Source organism: Pseudomonas sp. GW821-FHT07F01 (assembly GCF_059418825.1).
The window spans coordinates 995,029-1,007,426 of the sequence record NZ_JBWKQO010000001.1 but is presented as its reverse complement, the minus strand read 5'-3'; the positions used below and the strand labels follow the sequence as shown (position 1 = coordinate 1,007,426).

Below are 12,398 nucleotides of genomic sequence, written 5' to 3'. Positions count from 1 at the left end.
CTCAGGCCCCCAGCAGGCTTTGCCCGCAGACGCGGACCACCTGTCCATTGATGCCGCCGGAGGCCGGATGGGCCAGCCAGGCGATGGTTTGCGCCACATCCACGGCCTGCCCGCCCTGGTTCATGGAGTTCATGCGCCGCCCGGCCTCGCGGATCATCAGCGGGATCTTCGCGGTCATCTGGGTTTCGATAAAACCCGGGGCCACGCCATTGACGGTGATCTGCTGGCGCGCCGCCAAAGGGGCGAGGTTCTGCACCAGGCCGATGACCCCGGCCTTGGAGGTGGCGTAGTTGCTCTGCCCGAGGTTGCCGGCGATCCCGGAAATCGACGAGACGCAGACGATGCGCCCGCCGGGATTCAGGCCCTGGCCTTCCAGCAGCGCCTGGCTGAGCAGCAGCGGCGCTTCCAGGTTGACCGCCATGACCTTGCGCCACGCTGCCTCGGTCATCTTCGCCAGGGTCTTGTCCTGGGTGATGCCGGCGTTGTGCACCACGATATCGAAGGCGCCGTGCTCGCCGACGAACTCCAGCAGGCGTTGCCCGGCGTTGGCCGCGGTGATGTCCAGGGCCAGGGCGCTGCCCTTGATCCCGGCAGCCGCCTGCTGCAGCTCGGCCTCGCTCTGGGGAATGTCCAGGCACACCACCTGGGCGCCCTCCCGGGCCAGGACCTTGGCAATGGCCAGGCCGATGCCGCGGCAGGCCCCGGTGACCAGTGCCCGGCGCCCGCCCAGGGGCTGTTGCCAATCGATGTGCCGGGGCACTTCCACCGGTTCGCCGATGCGCACCACCTGCCCCGATACATAGGCCGAGCGGCGCGACAGGAAGAACCGCAGGCTGCTGTCCAGCTCGGCTTCGGCGCCGGGCTCGACGTACAGCAACTGCACCGTGATGGCCCGACGCAGCTCCTTGCCCAGGGAACGCACGAAGCCTTCCAGGGCCCGTTGCGCCACCGCCTGGGCCAGTTCCTTGCAGTGCTCCGGCGGCGTACCCAGCACCAGCACCCGGCCGTGGGCTGTCAGGCGCCGCACATTGGCGTGGAAGAAGCGGTACAGCTCGTCCAGCTGGGCGATGTCGGCCACCCCACTGGCATCGAACACCAGGCCCTGGACCTTCACCGTGGAAGGCGCGGTGATGTTTGCGGCCTGGGCCGCCACGGTGTCGGTGGCGGCGAAGATCCGTTGCAGCTCGCCCAGCAGGCGCCCCTCGGGCGCTGCGGCGAGGACCACCGGGTTGAGCAGGTTGCCGCCCTGCCCCTCGCGGTGCCGTTGCAGCGGCACCGGTTGCGGCAGGCCGGTGCGCTGGGCCAGCCAGCGGCCCCAGCCGGAATTGACGAACGAAAGATAACCGTCAGACATAAAGAGATCCCGATCCAATCCTGTAGAGGGTCAATAGGCCGAATCGCTAGCGGCCACCGCGTCTTCGCTGCTGGCCGCGCGTTTGCGCGAGGCCGGCTTGGCGCTCTGCTCGAAGTGCGCCTGACGCTGTTGCAGGGCTTCGAGCAGACCGAAGTCCTGGGGGAAGTCGTCGACCTGGATCGCATGGTCGCCGTATTCCACATAGCGCCCCAGCAGCTCGTCCTCGTCCGGGCTGATCAGCTGCAGCTCCAGGGCCTTGACCCGCCAGATCACGAAGGCCTCGCGGGAGATCGGCAACGGCGCCAGGCTGCCCTGCTTGATCGCCGGTTTGAGCCGCGCCTCTATCAGGTCCACCTGTGGCTGCAGGCGGAATGCCAGTTCGCCATAGGCCAGCTTGTCGATGTCCGGCTGCGGGATGTAGGAGTCGGCCAGCAGGCGGTCGCGGGTCGGGCCCGGGGTCTGCACCAGTTCGGCGACTTGCGCCAGCAGGCGGTCCGACGGCTTGCGCTGGGGAATGCCCAGGGGAAAGCTCAGGCCACGGATGATCCGCGCGGCAGCCTTGGAAGGATAGTTGTCCAGCACTTCGGCCAGGGCTTCATGGGCCCGCAGCAGGCAGTCCTGGGCGGCCCAGTGCACCAGCGGCAGGTCGGCCTGCGGCCGGCCATCGTCCTCGAAGCGCTTCAACACGCAGGACAGGATGTACAGCTGGGACAGAATGTCCCCCAGGCGCCCGGTGATGCTTTCCTTGCGCTTGAGGGCACCGCCCAGCACGCCCATGGAAATGTCCGAGGCCAGGGCCAGCACCACCGACAGACGCTGGATCTGCCGGTAATAGGCGGCCAGGGCCTTGTCGGTGTTGCCCGGGGCCTTGATCAGGCGCCCGCCAGTGACCGCGTGCACCGCAGCGCGCACGGTGTTGGCGAAGACGAAGCTGATATGGCCGAACATCGCGCTGTCGAACGCTTCCAGGCCCTTGCGCCCGGTATCCCGGGCCGCTTCCATCTCGCGAAAGACATAGGGGTGGCAACGGATCAGCCCCTGGCCGTAGATGATCAGGCAGCGGGTCATGATGTTCGCGCCTTCCACGGTGATGGCGATCGGGCTTTGCTGGTAGGCCCGGGCCAGGAAGTTGTTGGGCCCCATGCAGATGCCCTTGCCGGCAACGATGTCCATGCCGTCATTGACCATGGCCCGGGCGCGCTCGGTGACGTGGTACTTGGCGATGGCCGAGATCACCGAGGGCTTCTCGCCGGCATCCAGGGACGCCACCGAGACCTTGCGCACCGCGTCGCAGGCATACAGGTGCCCGGCCATGCGGGCCAGGGGCGCCTGCACCCCTTCGAACTTGCCGATGGGCAGGCCGAACTGCTTGCGCATCGCCGCGTAGGCCGTGGTGCCGCGCACCGCCACTTTGCCCAGGCCGACGTTGGCCGAGGGCAGGGAAATGGCGCGCCCGGCGGCCAGGCATTCCATCAGCATGCGCCAGCCGTTGCCCACCTGGTCGCCACCGCCGATCACCCATTCCAGGGGGATGAACACATCCTTGCCGGTGGTCGGGCCATTCTGGAACACCGCGTTCAGCGGCCAGTGGCGACGCCCGGTATTGACCCCGGGATGAGTGGTGGGAATCAGCGCGCAGGTGATCCCCAGGCTGCCCTTGGTGCCCAGCAGGCCGTCCGGGTCCTCGGCGCGAAAGGCCAGGCCCAGCACCGTGGCGATCGGGCCCAGGGTGATGTAGCGCTTGTCCCAGGTAACCCGGAAGCCCAGCACTTCCTGGCCCTCGAACTGGCCCTTGCAGACCACGCCGGTATCGGGAATGGCCCCGGCGTCGGAGCCGGCGTACGGGCTGGTCAGGGCGAAGCAGGGAATGTCTTCGCCCCGGGCCAGGCGCGGCAGGTAGTGCTGGCGCTGGGCCTCGGTGCCGTAGTGCAGCAGCAGTTCGGCCGGGCCCAGGGAGTTGGGCACCATCACCGAGATCGCCGCCGCCGAGCAGCGGGTGGAGAGCTTCATCACCACTTGGGAGTGAGCGTAATGGGAGAAGCCTTTGCCGCCGTACTGCTTGGGAATGATCATCCCCAGGAAGCCGGCGTCCTTGGTGTATTGCCAGGCCTTGGGCGAGAGGTCCTGCCAGACCTGGGTGGTTTCCCAGTCGTTGGCCATGTCGCACAGGGTTTCCACTTCGTTGTCCATGAACGCCTGCTCTTCGGCGCTCAGGCTGGCCGGCGCGGCGCCTATCAGGCGCGACCAGTCGGGCTTGCCGCTGAACAGCTCGGCATCCCACCAGACCGTGCCGGATTCGATGGCCGCGCGCTCGGTGTCGGACATGGCCGGCATGATCTTGCGGAACATGACCAGGGCACGACGGGTGAGCAAGGCCCGACGCAGCGGCTTGACGCTCAGCAGCGCAGCCGGCAGCACCACCAGCAGCGCCGCGAGGCTGATGCCCAGCGAGCCCACCAGGCCCAACCAGTGCCCTGCCCCCAGCCAGACCAGGGCCGAGCCCAGCCACCAGGATGCCGGGGCCTGCCGATAGGCCAGTGCGAACGCAACGGCGAGTCCCACCAATAACCAGACAATCATGGAATACCTCTCTTGTTCTATGCAGACGACCACTTGGAGCCTGGGCGTTGTGCCGGCCCCTCGAAGATCACCCTACAAAGGAAACTGCCGCGTTTCAAATTTTATTTTTAAATATTGTTTTGAGTGATTTCAGCAACGCACAACGGCCGAACGATGTCAGCCAGGGCTTGGGGAAATGGCAGGTCAAGACGGGTCCTGAGGTGACCCGTCCCGCCGACGGCAGTAGCACAATCCCTTTGTACTGCCGTTATCTCGAGGCGTGGGTAAAGCCTTTACCCTCAGAAGTGATAGGTCGCGGAGAGACTCACCACCTCGCCCTTGGCGTCGACCTTGCCATCCAGGCGCGAGGCACCGAGACGGTCCACGTTCTGGGTCTTGATCTTGGCTTCCTTGACGAATTGCCGGGAATAGGCGCCGTCGATGGTCAGGCCGGGGATCGCCCTGATGTCATAGCCGAAGCCCAAGGAAGTGAACCAGCGATCGTTGTCGGGAATCCGCGGGTCACGTGTGCTGTTACGGGTTGGTGTCTGGTCGTACGCCACACCGGCCCGCAGGGTCAGCTGGTCGGTGAAGCGGTAGTCGCCACCCAGGGAATACATCATGGTGTCTTTGTACTTGTACGGGATGGAGACCAGGGTATTGCCATCGGACTTCAGGGTCAGGTCCTTGAACGACGACCATTGGGTCCACAGCATGCTGGCACCCAGGGTGAAGCGGTCATCGAACACGTGCACCCAGTCCAGCCCGGCGGAGGCTGGAATGTCCAGCTGGGCACTGGCGTTGGCGCCATCCGGGTTCAGCTTCAGGCCGGGATAGGCCAGTTCCACCAGGCTTTCACCATTGGGCCCGGCCGGTTGGGTCATGTACTGGCGGCCTACCGCGTCGGCACGCACGTTGTACTTGCCGTCCATCTTGTTCTTGATCTTGGCGTGGTAGTTCAGGCCCAGGGTGTCGCGGTCGGTGGGTTTCCAGACCACGCCGGTGAACCAGCCTACCGAGGTATTGTCCACCTTGACCCGCATCAGGTTCGCCCCGACGCCGGATGGCAGCGGGATCCCGCCCAGGCCGGGAGATACCGCCGCGGCACCGGTCAGGTTGAGGTTCTGGCTGACGAAGCCCTTGCTGTGCTGGACGATGACCCCGGCACCCAGGGAGAAGTCGTCATTGACCTTGAACGACAGCGAGCCGGTCAGGCCCACGGTCTCGATCTTGGTATCCACCGAAAAGTCGCGGATCTTGGAATTGTCGTTATCCCAGGTGCTGCGCATGCCCATGGGCACGACCTGGCTCAGGCCGAAGGCAAACTGATCATTGATCGGCATTACCATGAAGCCGGTCGGCAACCAGGCGGTGAAGCCGCCCTGGCCACCATTGCCCTCCAGGGGCACCGGGCCACCGGTGGGGACGCCGGACGCATCCACCGGCAAGGTGGTGGCCGGATTCCCTTGATAATCGTAGGCATCGCCTTTGTATTTCATCTTGATGCGGGCGTAGTCGACCGTCATCTGTGCCACGTTCTGATCGATAAACGCCATGGCCGCCGGGTTGTTGTAAGCCGCACTGGGGTCGTTCTTGAACAACGAACCACCACCGAAGGCCCGGCCCCATCCGGGAGCGCCGTAGGTAGGCGTGGTGAAGCCGCCTGCCTGAACAGTGCCGATCGCACCAAAGCCCCCCAACAGGGCGAGTGCCACCGCGATCTGCAACTGTTGTTTCTTATTATTCATGCCCCACTCCTTATTATTATCGATAGCAACCGACACTACAGGGCCCTCCTGATCTGCAGATCACCGCCTCTTGCGAGGCGGTGTCCTTCAGCGGGTGATCAGCCCTTGGTTCCAGATAACGCTTAAATCACGCTGACCTGTGGCGACGGCTTGGCGTTCAGCACATCCACGGAGCAGCCACCGCTCAGGGTCTGAGGCGTGCTCAGGCTCAGCGAGTGAGTCACGTTGCTCCAGGCCACGTTGATGGTGGTCGGACCGCAGTTGGTGGCAGGGAAGAAGGAAATGGTGTAACCCACGTTGGTCACGGTACCTGCGGTGGTGCTGGAGGCACTCAGGGTCCATGGCAAGCCAGTGATCTTCGGCAGGTTGCACAGCGCGTTGCTGCCGCTGACGGTGGCGCCGGTGATGCTGGCCACGCCGCCGGCGATGTTGCCGCTGAAGTTGATGTTGCAGGTCACGGGCTGGTTGAACGAGGACGGCGAGCGCACGGTGATGGTGCCGCCAGGGGTAGTGAACGGACCATCCGGGTTCGCACCATCAATGGCGATGGATGCAGCGCTGGCCATGGAAGCAGCTCCCAAGCAGGCAACGATGGCGGTGGCGGACACGAGAGTTTTGATGCCTTTCATTGTTGTTTTTCCTCACATGTATGGCGATTCATTTCGCCGGGGTAATGGCCTTGAGCGAGACGACACGGAGAACAGCGACCGAGCTTCCCTTTCCAGCCAAATCTTCAATTCGATAAAGGTGTGACGTGCGCGTCAGGGTGCAACCCGGAACGTGGGTGGCATCTGGATCGATACGGTCTTGATGGTGCAGCCACCGTCGAGGCTGACCTGGGCCGCTTCGAGTTTTCCGGTGCTGTTGTTCCAACTGCCTTCGGCGGTGGACGGCCCGCAGTCGCCGCCCACCAGGGGCGCGTGCACGGTGACCTGGATACCCGACATGGCGCCGCTGGTTTCGTCCTTGGCGATCAGCTTCCAGGGCAGGTGCGTGGCTTCCACCTGGCCGCACTTGAGGCCGCCGCTGAAGTCGACTTTCTCGACGCTGGCGAAGCTGCCGTCGGGGCTGACCTTGCCGCTGACCTGGATGGTGCAGTCGGCATTGATGATGCTCTTGGCAAAGCTGATGGGGCCCTTGGCGGTGAACTCGGTATTGGCCGGTTCAATGCGCGCGGCTTCGGCGGCCCCCATCAGGGAGATCCCCACCAGGACCACGAACAACTGGGCAGTGAATAGCGGTGAAATGGACATCCGTGACTTCCTTACAGTTGCTTATTGTTGTTGTCGGTCAACTTGCTTAAGGACTGCCTACTGCGTTGCTCACCCTTCAAGCGGGCACATCACAGGCGAACACGACCGGTTCGCCAGCACTTGAAGGGGTGAGCGGTACAACTAAAGAGCGGTGTCTGAATCGGTGTTGCTGAAGCCGTAGCGCTTGAGCAGTTCGTCACGCTTGGCCGGGTGCATGTTGGCCAGGCGTACATCACCCGAGTAGTGCGCCAGCACCCGGTGGTCCATCAGGCGCCGCCAGAGGGCCGGCACATAGGCCCAGACGATCATGGTGGCGTAGCCATAGGGCAGCTGTGGCGACTCGTCGAAGTGACGCAAGGCCTGATACGCACGGGTCGGGTTGGCGTGGTGGTCGGAGTGGCGCTGCAACTGGAACAGGAAGATGTTGGTGACGATCCGGTTGCTGTTCCAGGAGTGGCGCGGCGAGCAGCGTTCATAGCGGCCGTTGGGCTGTTTCTGGCGCAGCAGACCGTAGTGCTCGACGTAGTTGACCACCTCCAGCAGAGAGAAGCCGTAGATCCCCTGGATCACCAGGAAGGGAATCACCGCCGCCCCCAGCCAGGCGATCAGCACGCCCCACAGCACCACGCTGTACAACCAGGCGCTGAGCACGCCGTTCTTCCAGTGCAGGGTCGGCAGGCCGAGTTTTTCCAGGCGCTGGCTTTCCAGATGCCAGGCCGAACTCAGGCTGAACCACACGGTGCGCGGCAGGAAACTCCAGAAGGATTCGCCCAGGCGCGAACTGGCCGGGTCCTCCGGGGTGGCCACCCGCACATGGTGGCCGCGGTTGTGCTCGACGAAGAAGTGCCCGTAGAAGGTCGAAGCCAGGGCCAGCTTGGCCAGGAACTTGGCCATCCCGCGGTTCTTGTGCCCCAGCTCATGAGCGATGTTGATGGCAATGCCGGTGGCCGCGCCGGTGGACATCGCCATGCCCAGGTAGGTGAACCAGCCGATACTGCCGTGCAGTTGCGCACGCTCGGTGAGGAAGGCGGCGAAGCTCGCCAGGCTGCCTTGCAGGTGCAGTTGTTCACTCAGTTGCAGCAGGCCGCCGGCGATGATCCAGTCCACCCCGCTGATGGCCATCCAGGCGGTCACCACCAAAGACAGTACCGAGAGCACGGCACAGCTGTAGACGATAAAGCGGTAGTAGGGTTGTTTTTCCAGATCGGGAACGGCGGATTCAGGCGGGTTGCTGGCATCTTCCCCCATCAGGCCGTCAATCAGCGGGATCAGGCCGAAGATCACCAAGACCCCGCTCCACCAGAACACTTGCACCCCGGTGGTGAGGGCGAAGATCCCCGACAGCAGAGGGGTGATCATGGGCAAGGTGCCCAGCCACCACAGGTGACGCTTGCTATCGGTCCAGACGCCGGGTGCCGCCACGGAAACAGTCATGGCAGCCTCCGCAGGATGGCAGTCGAAACAGGTGCTATAAAGGACAGCGCGGCTGCGCTGTGCCGAGCGTGAAGGGATGAAAAAACAAAAGCGTGAAATGGCGTTATTTTCATTATTTTTAATCGCTCAATTGCACTTTCAAAAAAAACATTCAAAACATTTTTTTAAAAAAATAGCTCGGGTTCGTTAGCTCGTCAACTATTTTTTCGGCTTGTTTCGAATGTCGCCCGTGAAGCATTTACAGCTGCTGTCGACGCCGCGGCAGGGGCGCTCGAAACCGCCCCCCACCACGCCCTCAACTTGCTCTTGAAGCCGCGAACGGCGGGTGCAGGATGGTTGCGCTGCGTTGTGGCGCAGCCTGGGAAGCGACGTGCTGGACCATGGCCACCACCCGCTCGACTGCGCTGATGGGCAACATGTGGCCCCGGCCCTGGACGATCTCCAGGGACAGCCCCGGCACCTTGCCGACCATTGACTCACCGTGCCGGCGGTAACTGAGCACCGGGTCCGCCGAGCCATAGATCAGCCCTACCGGCAGCTTGAGGCTGGGGTAATGCTTGACCATGCCCGGCAGCGAACGGTTGACCACGGCGATTTCGCTGGAGGCGTTGTAGAAGCTGTCCGAACGCATCCCCAGCAACCCGCCGCCACGCTCGGCGAAATCCTCGGGCACCGGGTCCGGGGCGAACACCGACTTGACCAGGCCACGGCGCCCGAGCATGGCCATGGGCGCCGCCAGGGTCAGGGACATCCAGCGCCGCAGCAAAGCCGGGCGCACTGCCAGGGACAGGAACACCAGCGGCAACATGCGCTGCGGATGGGTCAAGGGGGCCACCAGGATCAGCCCGGACACCGATTGCCGATGGTCCAGGGCCAGGGACAGCGCCACCGCACCGCCCAGGGAATGCCCCAGCACCAGCGGCTGGCCCAGGTCCAGGGTACGAATGAACCTGGCCACCAGGCTGGCCTGGGCCGGTAGGTCTGCCGCGGCGCCCCGGGCCCGGGTGGAATAGCCCGAACCGGGACGATCGATGGTGATCACCCGGAAGCGTTCGCGCAGCTGCGGGGCCAGGGAGTGGGTCAGGTTGCGCCCGCAGCCGGTCAGGCCATGGATCATCAATAGCGCCGGGCCCCTGCCCTCATCGGTGTAGTGAATGCGCTCGCCACCGACCTCGAGAAAGCGTCCGTTGATCGGAACCTGGCTTTCAATCCGGCGGTTGATACGAAAACTCACCACCCAGAGCACCGCACTGACCGCCAGGAATACCGCTGCCGCTACCAGCCACTCCATAACCCGCCCCCTCAGCTTCCCTGCGCCGTTCGCCCGTGATCGGAATGACCTGGCGGTGTGGCGTGTCGCCCTGGCCTGGTGCCGCCTGTGACGCCTCACCCATGGCCTGGATGAGCCCCGCAAAATCCACAGGCGACCAGCGCAGGTGACATTTTCAGGTAATTTATTTAAATTAATTTTTAAAACATTATTTTAAATTGTGCAATCCTGAGTTTCCACCCACTGACGAAAGTCACCCAGCAGCATCATTACAATCGAGGTACACACCATGAATGCGTACTCGCCACCCAACGACCCCGAGGTCGTTGACATCGCCATCATCGGCGCCGGCTTCGCCGGGCTGTGCATGGCGATCAAGCTCAAGCAAGCGGGGATAGAGGATTTCTTCGTCGCCGAACACGCCGCGTCCCTGGGGGGCACCTGGCGCGACAATCACTACCCCGGCTGCGCCTGCGACGTGCAATCCCACGTTTATTCCTTCTCTTTTGCGCCCAACCCGAACTGGACCCGGCAGTTCGCGCCCCAGCCGGAAATCCGCGAATACCTGGAAAACTGCGCCCGGGATTTCGCCCTGGCGCCCTACCTGCACTTCAACATGGGCCTGCAACAGGCGGTCTTCGATGAAGCCCGGGAGCGCTGGCACCTGCGCTTCAGCAATGGTCGGGAAGTCAGTGCGCGGGTACTGATCTCCGGCATGGGTGGCCTGTCGCGCCCGGCGATCCCGGACATCCCCGGGCTCGACACCTTCACCGGCAAGCGGTTTCACTCCCAGCAGTGGGATCACCGCTACGCCCTGCAAGGCAAGCGGGTGGCGGTGATCGGCACCGGCGCCAGCGCCATCCAGTTCGTGCCGAAAATCGCCCCGCGGGTAGCTCAGCTCAAGCTGTTCCAGCGCACCCCGCCGTGGATCATGCCCAAGCCCGACCGCGAGCTCAGCGCGGTGGAACGCTGGGCCTTCAAGCACCTGCCCTTCACCCAGCGGCTGGTGCGCTCGGCGCTGTACTGGGCCCTGGAAAGCCGGGTGATCGCCTTCGCCCGCCGGCCCAGACTGATGAAGGTGGTGCAGCGCGTGGCCCTGCGCCATCTGCGCAAACAGGTGCCCGACCCGGTGCTGCGCCAGCGCCTGACCCCGGACTACACCATCGGCTGCAAGCGCATCCTGATCTCCAACGACTACTACCCGGCCCTGACCCGGGGCAACGTGCGGCTGATCACTGATGACATCCAGCGTATCGACGGCGACGCGGTGATCACTGCAGACGGCAGCCGCCACCCCGTGGATTGCATCATCTTCGGCACCGGTTTCCAGGCCACCGACCCGATTCCCCGGGGCCTGCTGTTCGGCCGCCATGGCCAGGACCTGATGGACAGCTGGGCCCGGGGCGCCCACGCCTACCTGGGCACCTGCCTGCCGGGCTTTCCGAATTTCTTCATGATCGTCGGCCCCAACACCGGCCTGGGGCACAACTCGATGATCCTGATGATCGAGGCCCAGGTGGACTACATCCTCAAGGCCCTGGGCCAGATGCAGCGCGAACGTATCGCCAGCATCGAAGTCCGGCCCCAGGTCGAAAGCCAGTACAACCAGCGCCTGCAGCAGCGCCTGGCCGGGGCCATCTGGTCCACTGGCGGCTGCCGCAGCTGGTACCTGGACCCGCGCAGCGGGCAGAACACCACCCTCTGGCCGGGCTCCACCTGGAGCTTCAAGAAGACCTTGCAGCACTTCGAGCTGCAGGACTACCAGGCCAGCCACCTGCCCCACTCCCAGCCCGCCGCCGCACCGGCCGCCGCGCGCCCCCTGCACCTTGAAGAGGCCGCTCTCAATGAAAAACTTTAACGGTAAAGTCGCCGCCATCACCGGCGCCGCCTCCGGCATGGGCCGCGCCCTGGCCGTCGCCCTGGCCCGTGAGGGCTGTCACCTGGCCCTGGCCGACAAGAACCCCCTGGGCCTGGCACAGACCGTGGCCCAGGCCCGGGCCGCGACCCTGTTGCCGCTGCGCATCAGCAGCCAGGAACTGGACGTCGGCGACCGCGAGGCGATGTTCGCCTGGGCCGCCGCCAGCGCCGCCGAACACGGCCAGATCAACCTGATCTTCAACAACGCCGGGGTGGCGCTGTCGAGCACCGTGGAAGGTTCGAGCCTGGCGGACCTGGAGTGGATAGTGGACGTCAACTTCTGGGGCGTGGTCCACGGCACCCAGGCCTTCCTGCCCTACCTCAGGCAATCCGGCGACGGTCACATCATCAACACCTCCAGCGTCTTCGGGCTGTTCTCCCAGCCCGGCATGAGCGGCTACAACGCCACCAAGTTCGCCGTGCGCGGCTTTACCGAATCCCTGCGCCAGGAGCTGGACCTGCAAGGCCACGGCGTCTCCGCCACCTGCGTGCATCCGGGGGGCATCCGCACCGATATCGCCCGCACCAGCCGCATAAGCGACAACGTCAAGGGTTTCCTGATCGACAACGAACAGCAGGCCCGGGACGACTTCGAAAAACTCTTCATCACCTCCGCCGAAACCGCCGCCAAGGTGATCCTGCTGGGGGTGCGCAAGAACAAGCGCCGGGTGCTGATCGGCCGCGACGCGCACTTGCTCGACCTGTTCATCCGCTTGCTGCCCAGCGCCTACCAGGCCCTGGTGGTGTGGGCCAGCCGGCGCATGGCGCCCAAGCCGGGCAAGACGCGGTCGGCGGTCTACGAGCCCCAGGACGAACGCGGCCTGTAGCGCCGCCCACCCTTTTTCATGTCTAGAGGAGCGACA

At 64.5% G+C, this 12,398-nt stretch carries 9 protein-coding genes; 2 read left to right on the top strand and 7 right to left on the bottom strand.

Annotation, left to right across the window (positions count from 1 at the left end):
- Nucleotide 1: 1 nt before the first annotated feature.
- The 7 genes from AC07R1_RS04540 to AC07R1_RS04510 all read right to left on the bottom strand — a co-directional run bounded on the left by AC07R1_RS04540 (nucleotide 2) and on the right by AC07R1_RS04510 (nucleotide 9,639).
- Entirely contained in the window at nucleotides 2–1,354 is a 1,353-nt protein-coding gene (locus AC07R1_RS04540; RefSeq protein ID WP_495110196.1) for a 3-oxoacyl-ACP reductase, read from the bottom strand.
- A 30-nt stretch (nucleotides 1,355–1,384) separates the two neighbouring features.
- Nucleotides 1,385–3,934, bottom strand: a complete 2,550-nt coding sequence (locus AC07R1_RS04535) for an acyl-CoA dehydrogenase (protein WP_495110195.1) — start codon at nucleotides 3,932–3,934, stop codon at nucleotides 1,385–1,387.
- 278 nt (nucleotides 3,935–4,212) lie between these two features.
- Nucleotides 4,213–5,661, bottom strand: a complete 1,449-nt coding sequence (locus AC07R1_RS04530; protein ID WP_015635564.1) for an outer membrane protein transport protein — start codon at nucleotides 5,659–5,661, stop codon at nucleotides 4,213–4,215.
- 122 nt (nucleotides 5,662–5,783) lie between these two features.
- Entirely contained in the window at nucleotides 5,784–6,290 is a 507-nt protein-coding gene (gene praB / locus AC07R1_RS04525) for an alkane oxidation protein activator PraB (protein WP_011061226.1), read from the bottom strand.
- A 132-nt stretch (nucleotides 6,291–6,422) separates the two neighbouring features.
- Entirely contained in the window at nucleotides 6,423–6,914 is a 492-nt protein-coding gene (gene praA, locus AC07R1_RS04520) for an alkane oxidation protein activator PraA (protein WP_015635562.1), read from the bottom strand.
- A 141-nt stretch (nucleotides 6,915–7,055) separates the two neighbouring features.
- Entirely contained in the window at nucleotides 7,056–8,348 is a 1,293-nt protein-coding gene (locus AC07R1_RS04515; RefSeq protein ID WP_011061224.1) for an alkane 1-monooxygenase, read from the bottom strand.
- Between the two features lie 295 nt (nucleotides 8,349–8,643).
- Nucleotides 8,644–9,639 (bottom strand): alpha/beta fold hydrolase, encoded by a 996-nt coding sequence (locus AC07R1_RS04510; protein WP_072441899.1) that lies wholly within the window; start codon nucleotides 9,637–9,639, stop codon nucleotides 8,644–8,646.
- 268 nt (nucleotides 9,640–9,907) lie between these two features.
- On the opposite strand from AC07R1_RS04510, the gene AC07R1_RS04505 reads away from it, so the two are divergent.
- Together AC07R1_RS04505 and AC07R1_RS04500 are read left to right on the top strand one after the other, a co-directional pair.
- Complete coding sequence (locus AC07R1_RS04505; protein WP_495110194.1) at nucleotides 9,908–11,476, top strand: flavin-containing monooxygenase; 1,569 nt, start codon at nucleotides 9,908–9,910, stop codon at nucleotides 11,474–11,476.
- Nucleotides 11,463–12,362: an SDR family NAD(P)-dependent oxidoreductase gene (locus tag AC07R1_RS04500; protein WP_495110193.1), complete on the top strand. Its 900-nt coding sequence runs from the start codon at nucleotides 11,463–11,465 to the stop codon at nucleotides 12,360–12,362. Before AC07R1_RS04505 ends, AC07R1_RS04500 begins: the two co-directional genes overlap by 14 nt.
- Nucleotides 12,363–12,398: the final 36 nt, after the last annotated feature.